The sequence below is a fragment of the Jannaschia pohangensis genome (genome assembly GCF_900113875.1).
GTDB classification, from domain to species: Bacteria; Pseudomonadota; Alphaproteobacteria; order Rhodobacterales; family Rhodobacteraceae; genus Jannaschia; species Jannaschia pohangensis.
Window position 1 is genome coordinate 1 of the sequence record NZ_FORA01000009.1, and the last position, 24,920, is coordinate 24,920.

A 24,920-nucleotide genomic window follows, 5' to 3' on the forward strand; every position below is an offset into this window, starting at 1 on the left:
ACGCCCGAAAACCCGCTGACGGCGGCGTTGAGGCCGATGACATGCGGCACGGGGCGGAGTTCGGCCAGGCGCAGCGCGATGGCCCCGCCGGCGGAATGGCCGATCAGGGCGGCGGGGTCCCAACCCTGGTCGTCCATCAGGCGGGCGATATCCTCGGCCATGGGGTCGAGACCGCAGCGGCCCGGTGCGCCCATCCGGGTAAAGCCCTGACCGGGCAGATCAAAGGCCACGACGCGGTGATCGCGGGCCAGACGGGGCATCAGGTGCCGCCAGCTCTGTGTCGCGCCACCCGCCCCGTGGAGCAGGATCAGGAGCGGGCCCGCGCCCGTCTCGGTCACGTGCCAGCGGTGCGGGGTGCAATCGACGATGCGGGAATGCTCGGCCAGCGGCCAGTCGGAGGACGTGCCGGGCCAGCGCATCGGGTCAGTCGCCCATTGCGGCGCTGATGGCCCCCGAAAGGCTGCGCGCGTCGGCGCGGGGCAGGGGCAGATAGGCACCGCCAAGCGTCTGGGCCATTTGGCGCAGGCTGTCTTCGGGGCGACGGCCGGTGTCGATCACGATGGCGTCGAGCCGGTCGGCGGCCAGAAGGCGGGTCAGGCGGGTCACATCCTCGGCCGCCTGCGCGCGATTGGCGGTGCCGTCCAGCGCGATGTTGCTGCGCCCGTCGGTGAGCAGGACGAGGGTCGGGGTCAGGCCCTTGCGGCGGGCGGCCCGTGCCATGGCCTGGGCCTCGACCAAGCCCGAGGCGAGAGGGGTCGCGCCGCCGCCGGGCAGATCGGCCAGTCGGCGCTTCGTCTGGACCAGCGAGCGGGTGGGCGGCAGCAGCAGATCTGCCTCGCGCCCCCGGAAGGCGATCAGGGCGACGTGGTCGCGGCGGGCATAGGCCTCGGCCAGCAGGAGTTCGACCGCGCCCTTTGCCTCGGCCAGACGCGCGATTGCGGCGGAGCCTGAGGCATCGACAGCAAAGATCAGCAGGCGGTCGGAGGTCTGCTCGTAGCGTTTGTGGCGCAGGTCGGAGGTCAGGATGATCGGACCCGTGCGCTCGGGAAATTGGCGCTTGCGCAGCGTCTGCCATGGGGCGGCGGCGCGCAGGCTGGCGATGAGGTCGATGCGGGCCCCGGCGCCGCCGCGCGCACCCCGGGCGGGCAGGGGGCGACCGCGCCGGTTGCCCTGACGTTTCGCGCCCGAGCCACTGCCGGAGCCGCTGCGCGTCTGGCCCGCGTTCAGGCGCGCCAGAAGGTCGGGGGGCAGAGCGGCGCGGATCGCCTCGATGAGCATGTCGTCGGGCAGGGCGTCGGCCTGTTCGGTGTCGCCCCGGTCGGGCTGGTCGTACTGGTCGTCGGATTGCGGTTCCGGCGTAGGGTCGTCTTCGGGCGGGGCGGGCAGGCGGGTGGCCCGGTGGGCAAGGACGAGTTGCACGGCCGTCGTGATGTCGTCCTCGGTCGGGCTGTCGTGGCCCATAACGGCGGTGAGGCCGCGAAGGGCGCGCAGGGCCAGAAGGGGCGCGCGCAAGCCGTCGATGCCGAAGGCTTCGGCCAGGGCGACGATGCGGGGGGCGGTGTCGTCGGGGACTCTCGGGTCTGATTGCGTCTCTGACACGGGGGTTTCGGGGGTCGGCAGGTCGGCCATGGCAAGGCCGCCCAGGTCGATGTGAAAGGCGCAGCGGTCGGTGAGGTCGGCGGGCAGCGCCTCGTCCTCCTTGCCCTCGTCACAGGCGATGAGGGGGCCGTGACCGGCGTCCAGATGCGCGGCGAGGCGCTTGGCGACGAAGGGCTGCGCCCGCTCGCCCATGGGCAGGATCAGGGGGCCACCCCAGGCCAGCAGGCCGCGCGTCATCACCGGCGCGCCGGCGGCCAGCGTGGCCTGAACGTCGAGGCCGCCGTCGAGGTCTTCGGGGCCGACGGTCACGGGCACCTTGCGCAGGGGGCCGAGCGTGGCGCGACAGAGATCGAGGGCCGCGCTTTGGGCGGGGCCAACGCGCCCGCGCAGGACCAGACCGCCCAGACCCGGATCGGCGCGCAGAAGGCGCAGGGCCAGCGTCAGGCGCGCCCAGGTGTCGAGGGCGGGCGCGTCGGTCACGCCCCGAGCACCTCGGCCACCGTGCGGGCGACACGGGTGCCGGACCCGGCCTCGTCCAGCGGATCGCGGCGCAGGCGGTGGCGCAGGGCAAGGGTGGCGACGGCGCGGATATGGGTGCGGCCCACGGCGGTGTCATCGCGGAAGGCGGCAAAGGCGCGGGCGGCGCGCAGCAGGATGAGTTCGCCGCGCAGACCGTCGGACCCGAGGCGCAGGCAGAGGCCCGCGATATCCTCCAGCGCGCTGTCGGGGGTGGTAACCTGTTTCAGGGCCTGACGGGCGGTCACGATGCGGTCGCGCAGGGCGGCATCCTCGGCTTGCCAGCGGAGCATGAAGGCGCTGTGGTCGCGCTCATAGGCGTCGCGGCGGCGGATGACCTCCACGCGTTCCGAAACCTCCTTCGGGGAGGTGACGTCGACCGAGAGGCCGAAGCGGTCGAGGAGTTGGGGGCGCAGTTCGCCCTCCTCCGGGTTGCCGGAACCAACGAGGACGAAGCGCGCGGCGTGGCGGATCGACAGACCTTCGCGCTCCACCACGTTTTCGCCCGACTGGGCCACATCGAGCAGCAGGTCGACGATGTGATCCTCGAGCAGGTTGACCTCGTCGATATAGAGATAGCCACGGTTCGCCTTGGCCAGAAGACCCGGTTGAAACGCCTTTTCCCCCAGTGTCAGAGCCTTTTCGATGTCGAGCGCGCCGGTCACCCGATCTTCGGACGCGCCAAGCGGCAGGTCGACGACGGGGGTCGGGATGTCGTGCGAGACGTCGGGCAGGTCACCGGCCCAATCGGGGCAATCGGCGCGCTGTGCGGCGTTCACCGGACAGTCGCGGATCGCGGTGATGGGCGGCAGAAGGGCGGCCAGCGCGCGCACGGCGGTGGACTTGCCCGTGCCCCGGTCGCCGAAAACCAGGACGCCGCCGATGCTGGGGTCGATGGCGGTCAGGATCATCGCGGTCTTCATGTCCTCCTGCCCGACGATGGCCGAGAAGGGGAAGGGGTGGCGGGTGGTCATGCGGTGTCCTTTCGCAGGGGCGACGCGCCGCCCCAGGTGCCGGTGTCGTCGAGAAGGGCGAAACGGGCATAGAGTTCTTCCTGAAACCAGCCTTCGTCCCGGACGGCGCGGATCGCGTCGCCATGGGGCCCGGAGCGGGCGAAGGCCGCCATGCGGGCGGCGTCGGGCCAGATCGAGAAGGTGACCTGATGCAACCAAGGAACCTCGCCGATGCCGATCTTGAACATGACGTTCGGATCGCGCCCGATAACGCGGCTGATGTCGGGGACTCGGCTCCAGAAGCGGCGCATCAGCCCCGGTTTGACCGTGGCGCGGGTGAGGGCGGCGAGGGGGCCCGAGGTGTCCTGGGTGTCGGAGACGGCAAAGGGTGCCACGCCCGACCAGGCGCCGCGCACCGATTGCGGCGACAAAAACACCGTCCAGGATTCGGCGGCGCGGACGCGGTAGCGGCGAAACACCGCAGCCTGATCCAGCCGCGCGCGGGCCGTGGCAAGGTCGGGCCAGGTCGAGATGATCGCATAGACCGCCGTATTGGGGCGGGGGGTAAAGCCTTCGCCCGTGCCCGAGCCGCAGAGTTTCCAGAAGCCGATGTCGGGAACGCGGGCCATCGCGGGACGCGCCAGACCCATCATGGCAAAGGCCCAGAGACGCGCGGCCACGGGGCCGAACCTGTAAAAGGTGATGCTGACGACTTGAGTCATTCCGGCGAGTCCCCGACTGTCAACCTAGCCTGACATAACTTGGCCAGCCATGGAAGCGTATGGGCAGAAAAGATTGTAAACCAAACTGGACAGTCCTACAGTTTGCAACATGACCAACCGCATCCCACACCCCGCCACCGCGCCCGACGACGGCCATGCAATCGTCATTGGTGCGGGGCTTGGGGGCCTCGCCTCGGCCATGCGGCTTGGGGCCAAGGGGTATCGCGTCACCGTTCTGGACCGGCTGGACCGGGCGGGCGGGCGCGGATCGTCGATCAGCCAGGACGGCCACCGATTCGATCTGGGTCCGACCATCGTCACCGCACCGCAGGTCTTCGAAGAGCTGTGGGCCGCCTGCGGGCGCGATTTCCGCCGCGATGTCGACCTGCGCCCCGTCGATCCGTTCTATGAGGTCCGCTGGCCCGATGGCACGCGGTTCCGCGCCACGGGGGACGACGCGAAGATGATGGAGGAGGTGGCCCGCATCTCTCCGGGGGATGTGCGCGGCTACATGAGATTCCTGAAGGATGCGCAGGCGCGCTATGTCGTCGGGTACGAGGGCATGGTGGCGAAACCGATGCACCGCCTGTGGGAGACGATCAAGGTCCTGCCCCGGTTCGCGATGCTGCGCGCCGACCGCTCGATCTATGGCCATGCCGCCGCGCGGGTGCGGGACGAAAAGCTGCGCATGGCGCTGTCGTTTCATCCGCTCTTCATCGGGGGCGACCCGATGCATGTGACGTCGATGTATGCGCTGGTCGCGCATCTGGAGAAGACCTTCGGCGTGCATTACGCCATGGGCGGGGTGCAGGCGATTGCCGACGCCATGGCCGACGTGGTGCGCGATCAGGGCGGAATCATCCGCCAGGGTGTCGAGGTCGATGAGATCCTGATCAAGGGGAATGCCGCGCGCGGTGTCCGCCTGACCGACGGTCAGGAGATGGCCGCGCCGCTGATCGTGTCGAACGCCGATGCCGGGCACACCTATGACCGCCTGCTGCGCAATCACAAACGCCGCCGCTGGACCCGTCGCAAGCTGGCGGCGAAACGGTGGTCCATGGGTCTCTATGTCTGGTATTTCGGCACCAGGGGCACGCGCGGCGATTGGGCGGACCTGGGGCATCACACGATCCTGAACGGGCCGCGCTATACCGGGCTGCTGCGCGACATCTTCCTGCGCGGCAAGCTGTCGGATGATTTCAGTCTTTATATCCACCGCCCCTCGGTCACCGATCCGACGGTTGCGCCCAAGGGCGACGACACCTTCTATGTGCTGTCGCCGGTGCCGCATCTGGGGTGGGACGATCCCGTCGATTGGGAGGCCGAGGCGCCGAAGTATCGCGACAAGATCGCCGCCGTTCTGGAAACCGTCATGCCGGGGTTCCGCGACAAGATCAGCACGCAAACCGAGTTCACCCCCGCCACCTTCCGCGACCGATATCTGTCGCCCCATGGCTGCGGGTTCTCGATCGAGCCGCGCATCCTGCAAAGCGCCTGGTTCCGGCCCCATAACGTCAGCGAAGAGGCGAAGGGCCTGTTCCTCGTTGGGGCGGGCACGCATCCCGGCGCGGGCCTGCCCGGTGTCGTGTCGAGTGCGACCGTCATCGACAAGATGATCCCCGATTGCCCCGTGGCCCGCAGCGCGGACACCACGCCGACCCGATTGGCCGCCGAATGACTTCGGCCGCCGACCTTGCCCATTGCCGCGAGGCGATCCGGACCGGGTCGCGGTCGTTCCATGCGGCGTCCAAGCTGCTGCCCGCGCGCGTGCGGGATCCGGCGCTGGCGCTCTATGCCTTTTGCCGACTCGCTGATGATGAGGTGGACGAGGGCTATGACAAGGCGCGCGCCGTGCTGCGGCTTCAGGCGCGGCTGGATGCGGTCTATGCGGGCACGCCTGACGATGCGCCCGAGGATCGGGCCTTTGCCGGTTTGGTCCGCGATTTCGACATGCCCCGCGCGCTGCCCGAAGCCCTGCTCGAGGGGTTGGCCTGGGACGCGACGGGCCGCCGCTATGCCAGCCTGTCCGACCTGCGGTCCTATTCCGCGCGGGTGGCCAGTGCGGTCGGCGCGATGATGTGCGTGCTGATGGGGGTGCGCGATGCCGATGCGCTGGCGCGGGCCTGCGATCTGGGCGTGGCGATGCAGTTGACGAACATCGCCCGCGACGTGGGCGAAGATGCGCGGGCCGGTCGGCTCTATCTGCCGACGGAATGGCTGGCCGAGGCGGGCATCGACGCGGAGGCGTTTCTGGCCGATCCGCAGCCCACGCCCGAAATCCGCCGCATGACCCGTCGCCTGCTGTCCGAAGGTCAGCGGCTCTATATCCGGTCCGAGGCAGGGGTGGCGAAGTTGCCCCGGGGCGCGCGTCTGGGCATCTATGCCGCGCGCTACATCTATGCCGGGATCGGGACGGCGCTGCGGGCGCGGGGCCACGACAGCGTGACGTATCGGGCCCATACCAGGGGTCTGCACAAGGCGTTTCTGGCGGGCAAGGCGGCGCTGCGCACGGGCGGGACGTTCGTCCTGCCGCAGTCGCCGGTGCTCTATGCCGCGCCGCTCGACGAGGTGCGCTTTCTGGTGGAGGCCGCCGCCGATGGTGCGCCACGCGCCCAGGGGCGGACGGCGGCCTTGTTGTCAGTGCTGGCCGACCTTCGGCAGGGCGTCGGCACGACGGGCGTTGCCGCGGAGTAGCGGACGCACTAGGTGCCGTTCATGAGCATCACACTTTTCCTTCTGTTTCTTCTGGCGTGCTGCGGCGCGGGCGCGACAGGCGCCGTGTTCCAGCCCGGGGCCTGGTACAAGTCGCTCGAGAAGCCGGACTGGACGCCGCCCGACTGGGTTTTCCCGGTGGCCTGGACGACGATCTATCTGTGCATTTCGTTCGCCGGGGCACGGGTCGCGGTTCTGGACGGGAACGAATTCGCCCTTGCCTTCTGGGCGATCCAGGGGGCTTTCGCCACACTCTGGACGCCGGTGTTCTTTGGCCTGCGCCGGCTCAAGGGGTCGCTTCTGGTGATGGTCGTGCTCTGGCCCGCCGTGGCCGGGGCGACGTGGTTCCACCTGCAACTGGATGTCTGGGCGGGGCTGGCGTTCCTGCCCTATCTGGTCTGGGTCACGGTGGCGGCGGCGCTCAATTTCCGGATGTGGCGGCTCAACCCGGATGTGACGCCGATCCGCCCGGGCGAGCTGTAGGCCAGCCTGACCGGCGCGGGACCCGCACCGCCAGCATCGGTTTCAAGAGCGGATTGGCATATCGCGTCAGATCCAGCGTTTCGTGCACGCCGGTGACGGTTTCCCCGTTCAGCGTCGTCTCGACCACTGCGCGATTGTAGAACGGCGCGTCCAGCATCGGCTTTACCTGTCGCGGTGTGGTGCCGGGGTCGGCGCGGGTCTCGCGGCGCAACAGCCAGTTGGACCGCCGGAAGGCCGTGACCGGCGGCGGGGTCACATCGCGCCCGGTGCCGTCGCGGTCGAAGGTGAAACCGGCGGCCAGTGTGCTGCCGTCGCGGCGGGTCGCGTCATAGATGCAGGTGGCCCCCCCGCGGGTCGGATAGCGGCCCCAGGTCCAATAGGTGAAATCGTCCTCGAGCGGCCGTGTCCCGAAATTGGCGTCGAAATAGCCGTGGCCCGAGAACGTCCAACCGGGTGCATCCAGGTCGACCTTGATCCGCGCGACCGGGGCGAAGGGCCGCCAGACATGCGCGCCGTCGGGGGTTAGCGGAAGCTCGACCCCGGTGACGGCGGCGGGGGTGACCGTGATTCGGCCCCGCATCCGCGAGATAAGCGGCGGCGAGGAGATTTCGTTGACGTCGATGCGCAGCTCGTGCCCCGTCCAGTGCATTTCCGACGGCCCGATCCGAAGGCGGGTGTCGGTCTGGCGCAGGGCGTCGCGGCCCCGGTCGGTCATGGCAAAGCGCCCGCCCGGGCCATAGGTCGCGACGTTGAGGCAGCAGTGGTTTGCCGGATCGCCCCGCCCGGACCAGTGATACCAGGGCGAGAAGACCGAGCCGATGAACCCTATGACCGAGATCGCGCGGGTGCCGTCATCGCTGACCCCGTCGACATACCACCAGGCATAGCCGCCCGGCGGGACGCAGAGGTCGAAGTTCGGTCCTGCAAGATCGCCGCGGCCGCATGCCGCCCGGAGAGCGTCGCCATCGGCACCCCCGCCCCCGGATGCGCCCCGCCCCCCGCCAGATACAGTCCCTTGATCCGGGTCCGCGCCGTCGGCCGCGCGAAAGCCGCCATCATCCCGTGCGGGGATTGCCCGTAGAGCGATCCGCTGCTGCCCGGGAACAGCCGGTCGAACGCCGCCGGGTCGGTCAGCGTCGCGGGCCCCGGTTCGGGCGAGAAGGTCAGGCCGAACTGCGCGAGACGCTGGAAAACCGGTGTCGGACATGGGGGGGACTCCTGGGTAGACGGGGCAGGGGGCGCGTTGCGGATGATCTCGAACCGTTCCAACGGGGGTGGGGTGGCATCGGCCCCCCGGTCCTGCGCACAGATATAGAGAGTGGCGTCGACGGGGACTTCGCCCCGGGCGAGCGGGTCGAACTCGGCCGCTTCGCTGTCGGCAAAGAAGACGTTGTGGGCAGCGAGTGGCGGGCCAGAGGGCGTGGCGGCGAAGGCGTGAACATGGGCCGACAGGCTGCGCGTCCGGACGGGGCCCGAGGGGACGGCGGCGGCTGCCTCTGCGCCCAGGTAGCCCAGGGTCAGCGCGCGGGGGTCCCCGTTGAAGAGCACGGCCTCGGCGGGATGGCGGCCGGCTTCGGTCAGCACGGCGGTGGCGCGCCCGTCCCGCACCTCGATCCCGGTGACGTGGGTGTCGTAGTGGAAGGCGACGCCCCGGTCGCGGGCCAGCCCCTCGATCGCGCGGGCCAGGCTGTGCATGCCGCCCGCGACCGACCAGACGCCCGACGATTCGGCGTGCCAGATCAGCGACAGGATGGCGGGGCTGAGCGCGGGGATACCGCCGACATAGGTGGCGTAGCGGCCAAAGAGCTGTTGCAGCTTGGGTTCGGCAAACGCGCCGCGCAGCATCTGCGACAGGCTGCGCAGGGGGGCCATGTCGCGGATCAGGCGGGGCTGGCGCAGGACGCGGCCGGTCACGTCGCGCTGCGACGGCGTGGCGGCCTGCATCATCGGGACGTCGAAGGCCTGAAACAGGCGGCGGGTGCGGGCGCTGAACCGGGTGAAGTCGTCGGCGGCCCGGGATCCGAAGGCGGCAGCGACATTGGCGCGGCTTTCGTCTTCGTCGGCCATCAGGTCGAGCGTCGTGCCATCCGACCAGAAGTGCCGCGCCAGAACGGGGTTCGCGCGAAGGGTGACGTGATTCGACAGGGATTCGCCCACATCCGCAAAGAGCTCGTCAAAGACATGGCGCAGGGTCAGGACGGTCGGCCCCGCGTCGACCGGGCCCGCATCGGTGGGCAGGGCGCGCATCTTTCCGCCGGGGGTCGCCGCGCGCTCCAGCACCGTGACGGGCCGGCCCGCATGGGCAAGGCGCAGCGCCGCCGCAAGGCCGCCGATGCCCGCGCCGATGATGACGGTTGGGTCGCTCTGATCGGTCATCGCGCCCCCTTTCGGTCGCCGGTTGCCCGCTGTCACCGAGTGTTGACAGGATCGGGTCAAGTGTCCAGTGTAGTTTACACTATCTGATGTCACGCACGTGATCCACATTTGTCAGGGGGCCCCGCGATGGACCTGTCCGCCCGTATCGACGCCGCGATCCATGCCGCAATCCGACAGGGGCAGGCCGCACCTTCCCCGGGCAAGCTGGCCTCGGCGCTGCATTATTCGGTGACGCCGGGCGGGGCGCGGATTCGTCCGACCCTTTTGCTGAGCGTGGCGAAGGCCTGCGGGGACGAGAACCCGGCGCTGGCCGATGCGGCGGCCTGCGCGCTGGAGCTGATCCATTGCGCGTCGCTGGTGCATGATGACCTTCCGTGTTTCGACGATGCCGACCTGCGTCGGGGCAAACCGTCGGTGCATCGCGCTTTTGGCGAGCCTCTGGCCATTCTGGCGGGTGACAGCCTGATCGTGATGGCATTCGAGGTTCTGGCCCGCGCCGCCCCCCATGATCCGCTGCGGGCCGCCGGCCTGATCGGCCTTCTAGCCGGACGGACCGGAATGCCCAACGGCATCTGCGCGGGGCAGGGCTGGGAGAGCGAGGCGGTCGTCGACCTGTCGGCCTATCACCGCGCCAAGACCGCCGCGCTGTTCATTGCCGCGACCCAGATGGGTGCGCTGGCCGCCGGTCAGGATGCGGAGCCTTGGGAAGAACTGGGCGCGCGCATCGGCGAGGCGTTCCAGGTGGCCGACGATCTGCGCGATGCGTTGCTGGACGAGGAGACCCTGGGCAAACCCGTGGGTCAGGATGATCTGCACGGGCGGCCCAATGCAGTCAGCGAATTCGGCATCGACGGGGCGATTGCCCGGATGCGCGATATTCTGGCGGGGGCGATCTCCTCGATCCCCAGATGCCCCGGCGAGGCGCGTCTGGCCAAGCTGGTCACCGCGCAGGCCGAGGCGCTGACCCCGCTCAAGTGGCGCGCGGATCAGGCCCGCGTTCCCGGCGAATAGGTGGAGGCCGCCGCCGCACCTGCGCCCCGCGCCGGATGGGTTCACCGTCTGATCGCGGCCCCCCGGTTCCAAGCCTGGGCCGCGGCCTTTCCACTGACCCGCCGTCTTGTGCGCCGCGAGGGCGAGGCGCTCTTCGATCTGGTGGCGGGCTTTTGCCACAGCCAGATCCTGTCCGCGCTGGTCCAGCTCGAAATTCCCGAAATGCTGATGGGGCCGCCTGCCTCGGCGCAGGCATTGGCGCTGCGGTGCAACGTGCCCGAGGCGCGCATGCAGGTGCTGCTTCAGGGGGCCGCATCCCTTGCTCTGCTCAAGCGGCGCGGTGACGGACGGTTCAAGCTGACCCGGCGGGGCGCGGCCCTTGTGGGGGTGCCCGGCTTGCAGGACATGATCCGCCATCACGATGTTCTCTACCGCGACCTCTCCGACCCGGTCGCCTTCTTTCGCGGCGAGGTCGAGACGGAGCTGGCCGACTTCTGGCCCTATGTCTTCGGCGGCGAGATGGAGGCGGGAGCGGCCGCACGCTATTCGCGCCTCATGGCCGACAGTCAGGCCATCGTGGCCGAAGACACGCTGCGGGCGATTTCGCTGCGCGGGGTCAACCGGCTTTGCGATGTGGGCGGCGGGTCGGGCGTGTTCCTGACGGCGGCGGGCAAGCGCTATCCCGATCTGTCACTGGTGTTGTTCGATCTGCCCGAGGTCGCGCCGGGCGCGGCTCCGGTTCTGGCCAAGGCCGGGCTGTCGGACCGATTCGAAAGCCACGCGGGATCGTTCCGGGATGATTCGTTGCCTGATGGCTGCGATGCGATTTCGCTGATCCGGGTGCTTTACGATCACGACGACGCCTCGGTCGCCAGCCTTCTGGCCAAGTGTCACGCCGCCTTGCCGGAGGGCGGTCGGTTGATCGTGTCGGAGCCCATGGGCGGCGGCGCGCGACCCGAGCGTGCCGGAGACGCCTATTTCGCGGTCTACACCATGGCCATGCGCACCGGACGTGCGCGATCGGCTGCGGAAATCGCCGCATTTTGCACCGAAGCGGGCTTTGCGGATGTTCGCAGTCCCAAGGTGAAACGTCCCTTCGTCACGTCCTGCCTCGAGGCACGGAAGGCCGGGTGATCCGGTCTGTCACATAAAACTGACAAGTTCGTTGACAGGTCAGAGTGTCAGTTTTAGTTTACATTCAGGGACGTGCCGGTGCCTGAGTCCATTTGGACCATCCGCAACCGCCACAGTCAGGGGAGAGCAACAATGGAGACACAGGCCGTCATCCTCGCCGGGGCGCGTTCCCTGGTCGTCGATTCGCTGAAGGTCTCCGCTCCCGCGCAGGGCGATGTCGTCGTCCGCGTCGATCATTCCGGAATCTCCACGGGCACCGAGAAGCTCTTCTGGTCGGGCGCGATGCCGCCGTTTCCGGGCATGGGTTATCCGCTAGTGCCCGGCTACGAGGCCGCAGGCGAAGTGGTGGAGGCCGGACCTCTGTCGCAGCTCAAGGTCGGGGATCGCGTCTTCGTGCCGGGCGCCAATTGCTACGAGGGGGCCCACGGCCTGTTCGGGGGCGCGGCCCGCTATCTGGTCAGCGATGCCACCCGCGCCGTCCGTCTCGATCCGGGGTTCGGCCCCGAGGGTGCGTTGCTGGCGCTGGCCGCGACGGCCCGTCATGCGATTGCCGGGCCGCGCGCCGAATTGCCCGACTTGATCGTGGGTCACGGTGTTCTGGGTCGGCTGTTTGCCCGCCTGACGATTGCCGCGGGCGGCCCCGCGCCGACCGTCTGGGAGATCGATCCGGCCCGGCGGACGGGCGCCACGGGATACGAGGTCATCGACCCCGCGACCGATACCCGCCGCGACTATGGCTGCATCTATGACGCCTCCGGCTCGGCGGCGCTGATCCCCGAGCTGATCGGGCGGCTGACCAAGGGCGGCGAGATCGTGCTGGCCGGTTTCTATTCCGACCCCATCAACTTCGCCTTCCCGCCCGCCTTCATGAAGGAAGCCCGCTTTCGCGTCGCCGCCGAATGGACACCCGGCGATCTGCTGGCGACGCGGTCGCTGGTCCAGAGCGGGGCGCTCAGCCTTGCGGGCCTCATCACACACAGGGCCGCGGCGGCCGACGCCCCCGCCGCCTACGAGCAGGCCTTCAGCGATCCCGCATGCCTGAAAATGATACTCGACTGGGAAGGCACTGCATGACCCTCGATATTCCGAACCTGACCGATTTCGACCAGCGTCTGCGCGACGAGGCGCACGAGGATCTGGCCGATGTCATCGCCAGCGAGCCGCCGAAATCCAAGACCCAGATCATCGCGATCTATGGCAAGGGCGGCATCGGCAAGTCGTTCACGCTGGCCAACCTCAGCCACATGATGGCCGAGCAGGGCAAGCGCGTCCTGCTGATCGGGTGTGACCCGAAATCCGACACCACATCCCTGCTGTTCGGGGGCAAGGCCTGCCCGACGATCATCGAGACGTCGTCGAAGAAGAAACTGGCCGGCGAGGAGGTCGCCATCGGCGACGTCTGCTTCAAGCGCGGCGGTGTCTTCGCGATGGAACTGGGCGGCCCCGAGGTCGGGCGCGGTTGCGGCGGACGTGGGATCATCCACGGGTTCGAGTTGCTGGAGAAGCTGGGCTTCCACGATTGGGACTTCGACTATGTCCTGCTCGACTTCCTGGGCGACGTGGTCTGCGGCGGCTTCGGCCTGCCGATCGCGCGCGACATGGCGCAGAAGGTGATCCTGGTCGCGTCGAACGACCTGCAATCGCTCTATGTGGCCAACAACGTTTGCTCCGCGGTCGAATACTTCCGCAGACTGGGCGGCAACGTCGGTGTCGCGGGGCTGGTCATCAACAAGGATGACGGATCGGGCGAGGCGCAGGCCTTTGCCAGGACCGTGGGCATCCCGGTGCTGGCCGCCATCCCGCAGGACGATGACCTGCGCAAGAAATCCGCCAACTACCAGATCGTCGGCACGGCCCAAAGCCAGTGGGGCAGCCTGTTTGCCGCCCTTGGCGACGAAGTGGCCGCCGCCCCGCCGGTGCGCCCGACCGCGCTGGATCAGGACGGTCTGCTGGCGCTGTTCGACAGCAAGGACACCGGCGGCGATGTCGTGTTGGTGCCAGCGACCGACGCCGACATGCGCGGCAGCAAGTCCAAACCGAAAGAGAGCCTGGAGGTCGTGTACGACGATGTCTGAGCGCACGGGATATAACGTATCGTATGACGATACAGGGCAGGTGGAGATCACCGACGCCTCTGTGCCCGTCACCGATAATGCGCCCGTGTTCGACCTCGCGGCGCCGACGGGGGCCTGCACCTCGACCTCGACGCTGAAGGAAGCGGCCCGCGCGGCGGGTCAGTCCGAGCTGCTCGACAAATTCGCTGCCGACTATCCCACCGGTCCCCACGATCAGCCGCAGAGCATGTGCCCCGCCTTCGGGTCGCTCCGCGTCGGCCTGCGGATGAAGCGGGTCGCGACGATCCTGTCGGGATCGGCCTGCTGCGTCTACGGCTTGTCGTTCGTGTCGCACTTCTACGGCGCGCGCCGGTCGGTCGGTTACGTGCCGTTCAATTCCGAGACGCTGGTGACCGGCAAGCTCTTCGAGGACATCCGCGAGGCGGTGCACGACCTGGCCGATGGCGACCGGTTGGATGCCATCGTGGTCACCAACCTCTGCGTGCCGACCGCGTCGGGCGTGCCGCTGCGCCTGCTGCCCGAGGAAATCGACGGCGTGCGCATCGTCGGCATCGACGTGCCGGGCTTTGGCGTTCCGACCCATGCCGAGGCCAAGGATGTTCTGGCCGGTGCGATGCTGGCCTATGCCCGGCGCGAGATCGAGGCCGGCCCCGTCGCCCGCCCTGCCGCAGGCAAGTCCGACCGCCCGACCGTCGCCCTTCTGGGCGAGATGTTCCCCGCCGACCCGATGATGATCGGCGCGATGCTGGAGCCGCTTGGCCTTGCCGCCGGCCCTGTCGTGCCCTGCCGGGAATGGCGGGAGCTTTATGGCGCGCTCGATTGTGGTGTCGTGGCTGCGATCCATCCGTTCTACACCGCGTCCGTTCGCGAGTTTCAGGCCGCCGGTCGGCCCGTCGTCGGCTCGGCCCCGGTCGGACACGACGGGACGGCCGCCTGGTTGGCCGACATCGGCGCGGCTTTCGGGCTGTCCGCCGACAAGGTGGCCAATGCGCAGAATGCGGTCCTCCCCGCGATCAAGGGCGCGTTGGCCGCCAACCGGATCGAGGGGACGATCACGCTGTCGGGCTATGAGGGTTCCGAATTGCTGGTCGCGCGCCTGTTGATCGAAAGCGGCGCGGACGTGCCCTATGTCGGCACCGCCTGTCCCAAGACGACCTGGAACAAGGCCGATGCCGAATGGCTGGCCGCCAAGGGCGTGCGCGTGAAATTCCGCGCCTCGCTGGAGGACGATCTGGCCGCGATGGAGGCCATTCGCCCCGACCTTGCCATCGGCACCACGCCGGTCGTCCAGAAGGGCAAGGAGATGGGCATCCCGTCGCTCTACTTCACCAACCTGATTTCCGCCCGGCCCTTGATGGGGATCGCGGGGGCCGGGTCGTTGTCGGAAGTGGTGGGCAACGCCATCGCCAACCGCGACCGCATGGCGACGATGAAGGATTTCTTCGAGGGCGTGGGCGCGGGCGATACCGCCGGCGTCTGGGAAGGCGCGCCGAACCTGCACCCGCAGTTCCGCGCCCAGAACCTCAAGAAACTGGAACGCCAGCAAAAGGCCGCGAAAGCGGCGGAGATGATCTGATGCTGCTTCAGGATCATGATCGGGCCGGCGGCTATTGGGGCGCGGTCTACGCGTTCTGCGCGGTCAAGGGATTGCAGGTGGTGATCGACGGCCCCGTGGGCTGCGAGAACCTGCCGGTGACGAGCGTCCTGCATTACACCGACGGCCTGCCGCCGCATGAATTGCCCATCGTGGTCACGGGCCTCTCGGAAGACGAGATGGGATCGGGCACCGAAGAGGCGATGAAACGCGCCTGGCAGACATTGGACCCCGCGCTGCCCGCCGTGGTCGTGACAGGCTCCATCGCCGAGATGATCGGTGGCGGCGTCACCCCGCAGGGCACGAACATCCAGCGGTTCCTGCCGCGAACGATTGACGAAGACCAATGGGAAGCCGCCGACCGGGCAATGACCTGGATCTTCACCGAGTTCGGCATGACCAAGGGTCGAATGCCCCCCGAGAAGAAGCGCGAGGAGGGGTCCGCCCCCCGCGTCAACATCCTGGGCCCGATGTATGGCACCTTCAACATGCCCTCCGACCTGGCCGAGATCCGGCGTCTGATCGAAGGCATCGGCGCCGAGGTCAACATGGTGATGCCGCTTGGCACCCATGTGGGCGAGATGCGCAACCTGGTGAATGCCGACGTCAACGTCACGATGTACCGCGAGTTCGGCCGGGGTCTGTGCGAAGTTCTGGCCAAACCTTACTTGCAGGCGCCCATCGGGATCGACAGCACGACGAAGTTCCTGCGCAAACTGGGCGAGCTTCTGGGTCTGGACCCCGAGCCGTTCATCGAGACGGAGAAGCATTCCACGCTCAAGCCCCTGTGGGATCTGTGGCGGTCGGTCACGCAGGATTTCTTCTCGACTTCCAGCTTCGGGATCGTCGCGACCGAGACCTATGCCCGCGGCATCCGCAATTTCCTCGAGACGGAAATGGGCCTGCCCTGTGCCTTTGCGGTGGCGCGGACGCGCGGCAAGAAGACCGACAGCGAACGCGTGCGCGGATTGATCCACGAAAAGCGGCCCATGGTCGTGATGGGGTCGATCAACGAAAAGATGTACATGGCCGAGATGCGTGGCGGGTTCGGCCCCGCCCCCTCGTTCATTCCCGCCAGTTTCCCCGGCGCCGCGATCCGGCGTCACACGGGGACGCCCTTCATGGGCTATTCGGGCGCGACCTACCTGATCCAGGAGATCTGCAACGGGCTGTTCGATGCCCTGTTCCATATCCTGCCGCTCGGGTCCGAGATGGATGCAGGCGAGGCGACGCTGACGCCCCTGCGACGTGATTTCCCCTGGGATGCAGATGCCCAGGCGAAGCTGGACGAGATCGTGTCCAGCCACCCGGTGCTCACCCGGATTTCTGCTGCAAAGACCCTTCGCGACGCCGCCGAGAAGGCCGCGCTCGACGAAGGGGCCGAACGGGTCGTCCTCGAGACGATCCAACGGCTTCACACCCCTTCGGGAGGAGGAAGACCATGACGGATTTCACCAACGCCGATGTGCAGGCCCGCGCGACGCGCAGCCGCCACGCCCCGCCGATGCGGGAATATTACGCCTATTTCGCACTGATCTTCGTGGCCACGCTGCCGCTGTCGGTGCTGACCTGGACGCTTCAGGCGGCCCGCAGGCTGGAGCTGCCCGAGCGCGGCCCCATTCGCGCCGCCTGGGCCCAGGCCCAAATCATCACGCCGCGGATCTTCTCGGCGTAACGGTTTCGCCGTCCTTCGGGGCGGTGGATCAGGGCAGGGGGTGAGCCTCTGTCGTAGCCCGGCCGCGGGGATTGCGCGGTGTTGGCACATTATTTTCGGGAGAAAAAACATGGCTGACAAATCCGACCTGTCCTTCACAGGTCTGACAGACGAGCAGGCGCAGGAATTGCACTCGGTCTATCTGAGCGGATTCTACCTGTTCACCGCGGTGGCAGTGGTCGCTCACATCCTGACCTACTTCAAGCTGCCCTGGTTCAGCTGGTAATCGGAAAGGACAAAGCACATGGCACAGTTCTACAAGATCTGGCTGGTCTTCGACCCCCGCCGCGTTTTCGTGGCTCAGGGCGTTTTCCTGTTCCTGCTGGCAGCGATGATTCACCTCGTCCTGCTGAGCAATCCGGAAACCAACTGGTTTAACCGCGCTTTCAGCGCCGAAGCCGTCGAGTGATCGATCCGGTTTGAAAACAGTCGTGGGCGACGGCCCGTTCGCCGCCCACGACAAACAACACCCCGTCAGTCGTAGCGCCCAAGACGTTCCGGCGCTTTCCAAGGAGACAGAAGATGGCACAGCTCACCTTCGAACGAAAATACCGCGTCCGGGGCGGCACACTGATCGGCGGCGACCTGTTCGATTTCTGGGTGGGGCCGTTTTACGTCGGCTTCTTCGGGGTCACGACGTTCTTCTTTGCCGCACTCGGCACGATCCTGGTTTTCTACGGTGCATCGCTCGGCGACACCTGGAACCCCTGGCTCATCTCGATCGAACCCCCAGATCTCAGCGTGGGTCTGGGCATGGCGCCCCTTGCCGAAGGCGGTCTGTGGCAGATCATCACGATCTGTGCGACCGGCGCCTTCGTCAGTTGGGCCCTGCGCGAGGTCGAGATCTGCCGCAAGCTCGGCATGGGCTACCACGTGCCCTTCGCCTTCGCGGTCGCGATCCTGGCCTATGTGACGCTGGTCATCATCCGCCCCGCGCTGATGGGGGCCTGGGGACATGGCTTCCCCTATGGCATCTTCAGCCACCTCGATTGGGTGAACAACGTGGGCTATGCCTATGGCAACTTCCACTACAACCCGGCCCACATGATTGCGATCACGTTCTTCTTCACGACGTGTCTCGCCCTGGCCCTGCACGGCTCTCTGGTTCTGTCGGCGGTCAACCCGCCCAAGGGCCAGCAGATCAAGTCGCCCGATCACGAAGACACCTACTTCCGCGATCTGATCGGCTATTCGATCGGGCCGCTCGGCATCCACCGTCTGGGCCTGCTCCTGGCGCTGAACGCCGGCTTCTGGAGTGCGGTCTGCATCGTGATCTCGGGGACCATCTGGTTCGACTCCTGGGCATCCTGGTGGGACTGGTACGCTAATCTGCCCTGGTGGGCCGACCTGTAAGGAGGGTCTGTGACATGATCGAATATCAGAACATCTTCACGCAGGTTCAGGTTCAGGGCCCGGCCGAGATGGGCATGGTGGAAGGCGTCGACGCCGACCGCGAACGCACCAAGGGCGCAAGCTTCAGTCAGCTTGCGGGCCTGGTGGGCAACGCCCAACTCGGACCCATCTACCTCGGGCCCTTCGGCCTTGTGTCGCTGGCGACGGGCTTTGCGTGGTTCTTCATCGTCGGGATGAGCTTCTGGGCTCAGGTCGACTACTCGCCGGGTCTGTTCTTCCGCGACCTGTTCTGGCTGGCGCTGGAACCCCCGTCGGAGGATTACGGCCTGGGCATGGCCCCCCTGAACGAGGGCGGCTGGTGGATCATCGCGTCGTTCTTCCTGCTGGTCTCCGTGCTCAGCTGGTGGATCCGCACCTATCGCCGCGCCGAGGAACTGGGCATGGGCAAGCACGTGGCCTGGGCCTTCGCCTCCGCCATCTGGCTGTTCCTGGTCCTGGGTCTTTTCCGTCCCATCCTGATGGGCTCCTGGTCCGAGGCGGTGCCCTACGGCATCTTCCCGCACCTCGATTGGACGAACCTGTTCTCGCTCACTTACGGCAACCTGTTCTACAATCCGTTCCACGCCCTCTCGATCGTCTTCCTCTATGGCTCGGCCCTGCTGTTCGCCATGCACGGAGCGACCATCCTCGCGGTCAGCCGTTACGGCGGCGAGCGCGAGATCGAGCAGATCGTCGACCGCGGAACCGCGACCGAACGTGCCGCATTGTTCTGGCGCTGGACCATGGGGTTCAATGCCACGATGGAAGGCATTCACCGGTGGGCCTGGTGGTTCGCGGTGCTGACCACGCTGACCGGCGGCATCGGCATCCTTCTGACCGGAACCGTCGTGGACAACTGGTTCGTCTGGGCACAGGATCACGGCTACGCGCCGCTGGATTGAGACAAGGGAGACTGAGACGATGGCAAATCACGACTACCTGGGCATGGCCAATGTCCCCAACCTGAGGCTCAAGGCCGAAGTTCTGATCCTGATGCTCAAGGGGGCGGGTTACGCCGCCGTCTTCAGCCTGGGCGTCGTGTTCTTCGTACTGATCTTCTATTGGCTCGGACTGCTCTTGCCGCCCGAATCCAAGGAAGCGCCCGATCCGTCCTATGGCTCCGTCATCACCGAGCCGGTGGATACGGGCATCCGCCTGACCTGACCGATTTGCCGGGGCGGCGCGCGTCGCCCCGGCACACCCCCCGCCCGGGGGTTGGCCTCGGCTTCTCCGGTGCGGTTCCCGACCTGCCGGAGAATGACCATGACCCGCCCCACCCCCCATCTCGACCGCGTCACCGTTCCGTCGGACCTCGCTGCCCTCAGCGACGCCGAGCTGAAGCACCTGGCCGACGAGTTGCGCGCCGACGTGATCGACAGCGTGTCGCAGACTGGTGGGCACCTCGGTTCCTCCCTCGGTGTGGTCGAGCTGACCGTGGCGCTTCACGCCGTCTTCGACACCCCGCGCGACAAGGTGATCTGGGACGTCGGGCATCAATGCTACCCCCACAAGATCCTGACCGGCCGCCGCGCCCGCATGAACACCCTGCGCCAGGAAGGCGGCCTGTCGGGCTTCACCAAGCGGTCGGAATCGGAATACGACCCCTTCGGCGCGGCCCATAGCTCCACCTCCATCTCGGCCGCGCTCGGCTTCACCGTCGGCCGCGACATGGGCGAGCCTGTGGGCGATGCCATCGCCGTCATCGGCGACGGGGCCATCGGGGCCGGCATGGCCTTCGAGGCGCTGAACGCCGCCGGGGCCGAGGGCCGCCGCATGTTCGTCATCCTCAACGACAACGAGATGTCCATCGCGCCGCCCGTGGGCGCGCTGTCGAAATATCTCTCAGGCCTCTATGCCTCGCCCCTGGGCAACCTTCAGACCATGGCCGAGGGGATCGAGGCCGCCTTACCCGGCCCCCTGCGCGACCAGGCCCGCCGCATGCGCCAGATGGTGACCGGCGCCACCGGCGGGCAGGGCACCCTGTTCGAGGAGTTGGGTTTCCAATACATCGGCCCGATCAACGGCCACGACATGGATCAGCTGCTGGCCGTCCTGCGCACCGTGCGCACCCGCGCCACCGGACCGGTCCTGATCCATTGCTGCACCGTCAAGGGCAAAGGTTATGCCCCCGCCGAAGGGGCCGCCGACAAGGGGCATGGGGTGTCGAAGTTCGACGTCTCGACCGGTGCGCAGGCCAAGTCGCGGCCCAATGCGCCAAGCTATACCAAGGTCTTCGGCGAGGCCCTCGCCAAACTGGGCGAAACGGATCCCCGCATCATCGGCATCACCGCCGCCATGCCCGGCGGCACCGGCATGGATATCTTCGCCAAGGCGCATCCCGCGCGCATGTTCGATGTCGGCATCGCCGAACAGCACGGCGTGACCTTCGCCGCCGGTCTGGCAGCCAGCGGGTTGAAGCCGTTCTGCGCCATCTACTCCAGCTTCCTGCAACGGGGCTATGACCAGATCGTCCATGACGTCGCCCTGCAAAATCTTCCCGTCCGCTTCGCCATCGACCGCGCGGGCCTCGTCGGGGCCGATGGCGCGACCCATGCGGGGGCCTTCGATGTCGGATACCTCTCTGCCCTGCCCAACATGACCGTGATGGCCGCCGCGGACGAGGCCGAACTGGTCCACATGGTCGCCACCGCCGCCGCCCACGACAGCGGCCCGATCGCCTTCCGCTATCCGCGCGGCGAGGGGGAGGGGGTGCCTTTGCCCGAGATCGGCACGCCACTGGCCATCGGCAAGGGTCGCATCACGCGGCAGGGGACGGACATCGCCCTTCTGTCCTTCGGCGCGCATCTGTCGACCTGCGACAAGGCGGCGGACCTTCTGGCCGAACAGGGGCTGTCGGTCACCATCGCCGACGCCCGCTTCGCCAAGCCGCTGGATCACGCGCTGATCCGCAAACTCGCGCGGGGTCACCGCGCCCTCGTCACCGTCGAACAAGGCGCTGTCGGCGGCTTTGGCGCGATGGTCCTGCACCTCATGGCGGGCGAGGGGTTGCTTGACGGCTCCCTCGCGGTGCGCACCATGACCTTGCCCGACCGCTTCATCGATCAGGCTGCGCCCGATGCGATGTATGCCGACGCGGGCCTGACAGCGACCGATATCGCCGCGACCGCGGCCCAGGCCGTCGGCGCGAAAATCGGCCAGACCGCAATCTGACCTGCAAGAAGGGCGCCGGTCCAGAATCCGGCACCCTTTTCTCTGCTTCAGAAATACTCCGGGGGGTCGCGGGGGGGCCGGCCCCCCGCGCCGTTCCGCTAGACGCGTGTCGGCGACACCAGCCCCATCAGATGGGCGATGTTCTTCACCCCGATCTTCAGATGCGCCAGCGGCCGGGCGGCGACCAGCTTCTTGTTCATGTAGGCCTCGAAGGTCAGCTTCTGCACATCGACATCATGGCAGAGCGAGACGAACCGCTCGCGCCGCATGTCGCTGCGGTAATAGGCGTTCTGCATCGCGCCCAGAACCTTGAAGACGCCCTTGTGCTCTTTCATGAAGAGCTTCCGCGCCAATTTGAGATCGGCCACCTTGCCTGACGCAAGGCAGGCCGCCGCCGCCGTGGCCGCCACGCGGCCCCCGACCATGGCGTAGTAAATGCCTTCGCCCGATGACGGGGCCACCACACCGGCCGCATCGCCGGCCAGCACCACATCGCGGCCATTGTCCCACCGGTCCAGCGGCTTCAGCGGAATCGGCGCGCCCTCCTTGCGGATCGTCTTGCAGTCGGTCAGGCCCGAGGCCCGGCGCAGCGCGGTCGTCGCCAGTTTCAGGTCGATGGACCCGTCTTGGGTGCCCATGCCGACGCTGGCATGCTTGCCGTGCGGAAAGACCCAGCCATAGAAGTCGGGCGAGATCGTCCCGTCATAAATGACGTCGCAGCGGTCCGGATCATAGGCTTCGGTCGTGGCCGGCGCCTCGATGATCTCGTGATAGGCGATCACATAGGGAATGCGGTCGCCGCCCGGCACCTCGGCCTTGGCCACGTTCGACCGCGCCCCGTCGGCCCCGATGACCAGTTTGCAGGTCAGCCGCGCCGTCTCGCCGGTGGCCTTGTCGCGGTAACAGACATGGGTTCCCCCGCCGTCCCGCTCGATCTTCTGGAAGGTGCCGGTGATCCGCCGCGCGCCCGCGGCTGCCGCGCGGCAGCGCAGGAATTCGTCGAAATGCTCCCGATCGACCATGCCGACAAATCCATTCTCGATGGGGATATCGACCTTGCGCTTGGTGGGCGAGATCATCCGCGCCGTCCGGATGCGGGCGACCAGCTGTTCGTCGGGCAGGTCGAAATCGGCGATCAGGCGCGGGGGGATGGCCCCGCCGCAGGGCTTGATCCGCCCGTCCCGGTCCAGAAGGACAACGCTGTACCCGCTGCGGGCCAGATCCTCGGCGGCAGTGGCCCCGCTCGGACCTCCGCCGACGACGACAACATCGAAGTTGGTCATGGTCTATTCCCCCGGAACGGCGGCCCCACGTGGGGCGGCCTGTGTGGTCATGATCCGCGCAGCCATGGCTGCGGCGGCAAGAAAGAGAGCGGCCTCGACCGCGAACACCGACCCGAAGGCCTGGCCATCGGACATCGACATCCGCAACAGATCGACGGCGGCGGCCCCGGCCAGACCGCCGAAGCCCGCGGCAATTGCCTGCGCGGCACCCCAGAGACCCATCCGCGTGCCGGTGCGCCCGTGCCGCCCCTCAGAGGCGAGCGCCATCATCGACCCGATGGCGGCGACGGCGAACATGCCGTTGAACGCGCCCAGAAGAACGACCAGCGGCGTCAGCGGCAGGGCCAGGCTGCCAATCCCTGTAAGTGCGATTATGTTAAGCGTGAGCGCCGAGCCAAGGCAGCCCGCCACGACCCAGGCCCGCAAGCTGCCGATGCGGAACCCCGTCGCCAGCACCCCGACGAGCAGCATGCCCATGAAGACGCCGCCGTTCTGCGCGCCGCTCAGCGCGGTGCTTTCGCCCAGGGAGAAGTCGAAGACAAGGCCCGCAAAAGGTTCGAGGATCAGCTCCTGCATGAAATAAGCGTTCATCGACAGGAAGACGAAGATGGTGAAGTTGCGCGCCCGCCGCTCGGCCCAGATCTCGCGCAGGCCCACGAGAAACGGTGTCGCGGGTTCGGCCGGCAAGGCGGTCACGCCGTCCTCGATCCGGCCCACGGCGACGACTGTCAGGGCGAAGGCAAGGCTGACGACCACCGCCACGACCACCAGAAGACGGGTCGGTGAATAGGGGTCGAGGAAGCTGCCCACGGTGATGGCGGTGGCCGCGATGCCGAATATCATCATCAGCCAGGTGATCGTCGCCGCCGCCGCCCGTCGGCGTGGCGCGGTGCCAGAGGCCAGAAGCGCCAGAAGCGATGTCCCCGACGCGCCCACGCCCAGACCGATGAGCGCATAGGCCACGACCGACATGGTCAGGCCCGCGGCATAGCTGACGGTGAACAGCGTCACGCCATAGGCGGCCAAGAACCCGCCAAGTGCGAGCACCGCCATCCCTGCGATGATCCAGCGGGTGCGACTGCCCCCGGTGTCGGACATGAACCCCCACCGGGGCCGCGACAGCTGAATGCCGTAGTGGAACGCCACAAGCGCGCCCGGCAGGATCGCGGGCAGCGAGAATTCCAGGACCATCAGGCGGTTCAGGGTCGAGGTGGTCAGCACGATGATTGCGCCCAGGGCCATCTGGACCAGCCCGAGGCGGGCGATCTGGAACCAGCTGAACCCGGTCATGCCAGCGCCCGCAGGGCGAAGGCCGCGACCATCATGCCCGAGATGTAGAACAGCACGCCGGTCCCGTTGTACCACGGCGCCTTGCCGCGCGGATCGCGCAGCAGAACCCGCATCGCCGCCAGCTGCGCCAGCAGAAGGCCGGTCACCACGGCGGCGTGGATCGGTCTGTCCCACTGGACCAGCAGACCCACCACGACCAGTTGCGGCACCGCCATGATCCAGCAGGCCAGCCGCGCCGCCCGCTCGGGTCCGAGCGTCACGGGAAGCGAGTTGACGCCCATCTGGCGGTCGCCTTCCAGCGCCTTGAAATCGTTCAATGTCATGATGCCATGCGCGCCCATTGCATAAAGGCCCGCGACGATGACGATGGGCCAGGACGGCGCCCCGGCGCTCAGCACGGCGGCCCCGGTGAACCACGGCAGCCCCTCGTAGCACAGGCCGACAAGACCCGGCCCCCACCAACCCGATCGCTTCAGGCGGACCGGCTCGGCGGAATAGGCCCAGGCGGCCAGCACACCGACGACGGTCGCGCCGAACCCCCAGGGGCCCAGTTGCCAACCGATCAGCAGCGACAGCGCCGACATGGCCAGCGCAACCCAGAGACCCCACCGACCGGGCACGCGGCCCGACGGGATCGGGCGGTCGGGTTCGTTGATCGCGTCCACATGGCGGTCGCACCAGTCGTTGGCCGCCTGGCTCATCCCGCAGACGATGGGACCGGCCAGCACGATCCCGAGCAGAACCATGCCCCAATCGGGGGCCATCGGCGCGCCCGACGACACCGCGCCGCACAGATAGGCCCACATCGGCGGAAACCACGTGATCGGCTTGATCAGTCGCAGCAGCGCCATCGGGTCCGGCAGGGTCCGGGTCGGGACGGGGGATGTGAGGGTCGACATAGTGTCAGCCTAGCTTG

Annotated in this window: 25 protein-coding genes; 16 read left to right on the top strand and 9 right to left on the bottom strand. The window is 67.8% G+C overall.

Annotated elements, in window-relative coordinates:
• The 4 genes from BM002_RS18245 to crtA all read right to left on the bottom strand — a co-directional run.
• Positions 1-419, bottom strand: a 419-nt coding sequence (locus tag BM002_RS18245) for an alpha/beta fold hydrolase (protein WP_139212420.1), incomplete at its 3' end; no start/stop codon positions are given.
• Positions 420-423: 4 nt separating this feature from the next.
• Positions 424-2,079 carry a magnesium chelatase subunit D gene (locus tag BM002_RS18250; RefSeq protein ID WP_092784879.1) on the bottom strand — a complete coding sequence of 552 codons (1,656 nt, stop codon included), beginning with the start codon at positions 2,077-2,079 and terminating at the stop codon, positions 424-426.
• A complete protein-coding gene (bchI, locus tag BM002_RS18255) occupies positions 2,076-3,089 on the bottom strand; it encodes a magnesium chelatase ATPase subunit I (protein WP_092784882.1) in 1,014 nt (337 codons plus the stop codon). The genes BM002_RS18250 and bchI overlap by 4 nt, the downstream gene beginning before the upstream one ends.
• Positions 3,086-3,790, bottom strand: coding sequence for a spheroidene monooxygenase (gene crtA, locus BM002_RS18260; protein ID WP_092784885.1), 705 nt, complete (start codon positions 3,788-3,790; stop codon positions 3,086-3,088). Before crtA ends, bchI begins: the two co-directional genes overlap by 4 nt.
• Before the next feature lie 109 nt (positions 3,791-3,899).
• On the opposite strand from crtA, the gene BM002_RS18265 reads away from it, so the two are divergent.
• From BM002_RS18265 to tspO, 3 genes are read left to right on the top strand one after another with little or no spacing between them, the layout of a single operon-like run.
• Positions 3,900-5,468 (top strand): phytoene desaturase, encoded by a 1,569-nt coding sequence (locus BM002_RS18265; RefSeq protein WP_092784888.1) that lies wholly within the window; start codon positions 3,900-3,902, stop codon positions 5,466-5,468.
• Positions 5,465-6,484, top strand: coding sequence for a 15-cis-phytoene synthase (gene crtB, locus BM002_RS18270; RefSeq protein WP_092784891.1), 1,020 nt, complete (start codon positions 5,465-5,467; stop codon positions 6,482-6,484). Before BM002_RS18265 ends, crtB begins: the two co-directional genes overlap by 4 nt.
• Positions 6,485-6,505: 21 nt before the next feature.
• Positions 6,506-6,985, top strand: a complete 480-nt coding sequence (gene tspO / locus BM002_RS18275) for a tryptophan-rich sensory protein TspO (RefSeq protein ID WP_092784894.1) — start codon at positions 6,506-6,508, stop codon at positions 6,983-6,985.
• Here the strand turns inward: tspO and crtC are convergent.
• Positions 6,945-7,823 carry a carotenoid 1,2-hydratase gene (crtC, locus tag BM002_RS18280; RefSeq protein ID WP_092785016.1) on the bottom strand — a complete coding sequence of 293 codons (879 nt, stop codon included), beginning with the start codon at positions 7,821-7,823 and terminating at the stop codon, positions 6,945-6,947. The two genes, tspO and crtC, sit on opposite strands and share 41 nt — an antisense overlap.
• Positions 7,811-9,361, bottom strand: coding sequence for a 1-hydroxycarotenoid 3,4-desaturase CrtD (crtD, locus tag BM002_RS18285; RefSeq protein ID WP_092784897.1), 1,551 nt, complete (start codon positions 9,359-9,361; stop codon positions 7,811-7,813). The genes crtC and crtD overlap by 13 nt, the downstream gene beginning before the upstream one ends.
• 126 nt (positions 9,362-9,487) lie before the next feature.
• Here crtD and BM002_RS18290 point away from each other — a divergent pair, with 126 nt between their 5' ends.
• The 13 genes from BM002_RS18290 (at position 9,488) to dxs (ending at position 21,431) form a co-directional block, all read left to right on the top strand.
• The gene (locus BM002_RS18290; RefSeq protein WP_092784900.1) at positions 9,488-10,372 is read left to right on the top strand and encodes a polyprenyl synthetase family protein; all 885 of its coding nucleotides are present in this window, start codon (positions 9,488-9,490) and stop codon (positions 10,370-10,372) included.
• Positions 10,373-11,485 carry a methyltransferase gene (locus BM002_RS18295; RefSeq protein ID WP_092784903.1) on the top strand — a complete coding sequence of 371 codons (1,113 nt, stop codon included), beginning with the start codon at positions 10,373-10,375 and terminating at the stop codon, positions 11,483-11,485. It begins immediately after the preceding gene.
• A gap of 132 nt (positions 11,486-11,617) precedes the next feature.
• Complete coding sequence (bchC, locus tag BM002_RS18300) at positions 11,618-12,559, top strand: chlorophyll synthesis pathway protein BchC (RefSeq protein WP_092784906.1); 942 nt, start codon at positions 11,618-11,620, stop codon at positions 12,557-12,559.
• Entirely contained in the window at positions 12,556-13,560 is a 1,005-nt protein-coding gene (locus BM002_RS18305) for a chlorophyllide a reductase iron protein subunit X (protein ID WP_092784909.1), read from the top strand. Before bchC ends, BM002_RS18305 begins: the two co-directional genes overlap by 4 nt.
• Positions 13,553-15,136 carry a chlorophyllide a reductase subunit Y gene (gene bchY, locus BM002_RS18310; protein ID WP_092784912.1) on the top strand — a complete coding sequence of 528 codons (1,584 nt, stop codon included), beginning with the start codon at positions 13,553-13,555 and terminating at the stop codon, positions 15,134-15,136. The genes BM002_RS18305 and bchY overlap by 8 nt, the downstream gene beginning before the upstream one ends.
• Positions 15,136-16,599: a chlorophyllide a reductase subunit Z gene (gene bchZ, locus BM002_RS18315; RefSeq protein WP_092784915.1), complete on the top strand. Its 1,464-nt coding sequence runs from the start codon at positions 15,136-15,138 to the stop codon at positions 16,597-16,599. The genes bchY and bchZ overlap by 1 nt, the downstream gene beginning before the upstream one ends.
• Positions 16,596-16,829: a cytochrome PufQ gene (gene pufQ, locus BM002_RS18320; RefSeq protein WP_092784918.1), complete on the top strand. Its 234-nt coding sequence runs from the start codon at positions 16,596-16,598 to the stop codon at positions 16,827-16,829. The genes bchZ and pufQ overlap by 4 nt, the downstream gene beginning before the upstream one ends.
• 109 nt (positions 16,830-16,938) lie before the next feature.
• Positions 16,939-17,094 (top strand): light-harvesting antenna LH1, beta subunit, encoded by a 156-nt coding sequence (pufB, locus tag BM002_RS18325; RefSeq protein ID WP_055081708.1) that lies wholly within the window; start codon positions 16,939-16,941, stop codon positions 17,092-17,094.
• An 18-nt stretch (positions 17,095-17,112) separates the two neighbouring features.
• Positions 17,113-17,277: a light-harvesting antenna LH1, alpha subunit gene (gene pufA / locus BM002_RS18330; RefSeq protein ID WP_092784921.1), complete on the top strand. Its 165-nt coding sequence runs from the start codon at positions 17,113-17,115 to the stop codon at positions 17,275-17,277.
• A 113-nt stretch (positions 17,278-17,390) separates the two neighbouring features.
• A complete protein-coding gene (gene pufL, locus BM002_RS18335; RefSeq protein ID WP_092784924.1) occupies positions 17,391-18,221 on the top strand; it encodes a photosynthetic reaction center subunit L in 831 nt (276 codons plus the stop codon).
• Positions 18,222-18,235: 14 nt separating this feature from the next.
• Entirely contained in the window at positions 18,236-19,162 is a 927-nt protein-coding gene (gene pufM, locus BM002_RS18340) for a photosynthetic reaction center subunit M (protein WP_092784927.1), read from the top strand.
• A gap of 19 nt (positions 19,163-19,181) precedes the next feature.
• On the top strand, positions 19,182-19,424 hold the full coding sequence (gene pufX, locus BM002_RS18345; RefSeq protein WP_092784930.1) for an RC-LH1 core complex protein PufX: 243 nt from the start codon (positions 19,182-19,184) through the stop codon (positions 19,422-19,424).
• A gap of 93 nt (positions 19,425-19,517) precedes the next feature.
• The gene (dxs, locus tag BM002_RS18350) at positions 19,518-21,431 is read left to right on the top strand and encodes a 1-deoxy-D-xylulose-5-phosphate synthase (RefSeq protein ID WP_092784933.1); all 1,914 of its coding nucleotides are present in this window, start codon (positions 19,518-19,520) and stop codon (positions 21,429-21,431) included.
• Positions 21,432-21,529: 98 nt separating this feature from the next.
• Here the strand turns inward: dxs and BM002_RS18355 are convergent, their stop codons facing one another.
• From BM002_RS18355 to chlG, 3 genes are read right to left on the bottom strand one after another with little or no spacing between them, the layout of a single operon-like run.
• A complete protein-coding gene (locus BM002_RS18355; protein ID WP_092784936.1) occupies positions 21,530-22,714 on the bottom strand; it encodes a geranylgeranyl diphosphate reductase in 1,185 nt (394 codons plus the stop codon).
• A gap of 3 nt (positions 22,715-22,717) precedes the next feature.
• Positions 22,718-24,004 carry a BCD family MFS transporter gene (locus BM002_RS18360; protein WP_092784939.1) on the bottom strand — a complete coding sequence of 429 codons (1,287 nt, stop codon included), beginning with the start codon at positions 24,002-24,004 and terminating at the stop codon, positions 22,718-22,720.
• Complete coding sequence (gene chlG / locus BM002_RS18365) at positions 24,001-24,903, bottom strand: chlorophyll synthase ChlG (RefSeq protein WP_092784942.1); 903 nt, start codon at positions 24,901-24,903, stop codon at positions 24,001-24,003. The genes BM002_RS18360 and chlG overlap by 4 nt, the downstream gene beginning before the upstream one ends.
• Positions 24,904-24,920: the final 17 nt, after the last annotated feature.

Excerpts from the sequence above, each read along its gene's own strand:
- bchI (WP_092784882.1), bottom strand. The coding sequence starts at position 3,089 with ATGACCACCCGCCACCCCTTCCCCTTCTCGGCCATCGTCGGGCAGGAG.
- crtA (WP_092784885.1), bottom strand. The coding sequence starts at position 3,790 with ATGACTCAAGTCGTCAGCATCACCTTTTACAGGTTCGGCCCCGTGGCC.
- BM002_RS18265 (WP_092784888.1), top strand. The coding sequence starts at position 3,900 with ATGACCAACCGCATCCCACACCCCGCCACCGCGCCCGACGACGGCCAT.
- crtB (WP_092784891.1), top strand. The coding sequence starts at position 5,465 with ATGACTTCGGCCGCCGACCTTGCCCATTGCCGCGAGGCGATCCGGACC.
- tspO (WP_092784894.1), top strand. The coding sequence starts at position 6,506 with ATGAGCATCACACTTTTCCTTCTGTTTCTTCTGGCGTGCTGCGGCGCG.
- crtD (WP_092784897.1), bottom strand. The coding sequence starts at position 9,361 with ATGACCGATCAGAGCGACCCAACCGTCATCATCGGCGCGGGCATCGGC.
- BM002_RS18290 (WP_092784900.1), top strand. The coding sequence starts at position 9,488 with ATGGACCTGTCCGCCCGTATCGACGCCGCGATCCATGCCGCAATCCGA.
- bchC (WP_092784906.1), top strand. The coding sequence starts at position 11,618 with ATGGAGACACAGGCCGTCATCCTCGCCGGGGCGCGTTCCCTGGTCGTC.
- BM002_RS18305 (WP_092784909.1), top strand. The coding sequence starts at position 12,556 with ATGACCCTCGATATTCCGAACCTGACCGATTTCGACCAGCGTCTGCGC.
- bchY (WP_092784912.1), top strand. The coding sequence starts at position 13,553 with ATGTCTGAGCGCACGGGATATAACGTATCGTATGACGATACAGGGCAG.
- bchZ (WP_092784915.1), top strand. The coding sequence starts at position 15,136 with ATGCTGCTTCAGGATCATGATCGGGCCGGCGGCTATTGGGGCGCGGTC.
- pufQ (WP_092784918.1), top strand. The coding sequence starts at position 16,596 with ATGACGGATTTCACCAACGCCGATGTGCAGGCCCGCGCGACGCGCAGC.
- pufB (WP_055081708.1), top strand. The coding sequence starts at position 16,939 with ATGGCTGACAAATCCGACCTGTCCTTCACAGGTCTGACAGACGAGCAG.
- pufA (WP_092784921.1), top strand. The coding sequence starts at position 17,113 with ATGGCACAGTTCTACAAGATCTGGCTGGTCTTCGACCCCCGCCGCGTT.
- pufL (WP_092784924.1), top strand. The coding sequence starts at position 17,391 with ATGGCACAGCTCACCTTCGAACGAAAATACCGCGTCCGGGGCGGCACA.
- pufM (WP_092784927.1), top strand. The coding sequence starts at position 18,236 with ATGATCGAATATCAGAACATCTTCACGCAGGTTCAGGTTCAGGGCCCG.
- pufX (WP_092784930.1), top strand. The coding sequence starts at position 19,182 with ATGGCAAATCACGACTACCTGGGCATGGCCAATGTCCCCAACCTGAGG.
- dxs (WP_092784933.1), top strand. The coding sequence starts at position 19,518 with ATGACCATGACCCGCCCCACCCCCCATCTCGACCGCGTCACCGTTCCG.
- BM002_RS18355 (WP_092784936.1), bottom strand. The coding sequence starts at position 22,714 with ATGACCAACTTCGATGTTGTCGTCGTCGGCGGAGGTCCGAGCGGGGCC.
- BM002_RS18360 (WP_092784939.1), bottom strand. The coding sequence starts at position 24,004 with ATGACCGGGTTCAGCTGGTTCCAGATCGCCCGCCTCGGGCTGGTCCAG.
- chlG (WP_092784942.1), bottom strand. The coding sequence starts at position 24,903 with ATGTCGACCCTCACATCCCCCGTCCCGACCCGGACCCTGCCGGACCCG.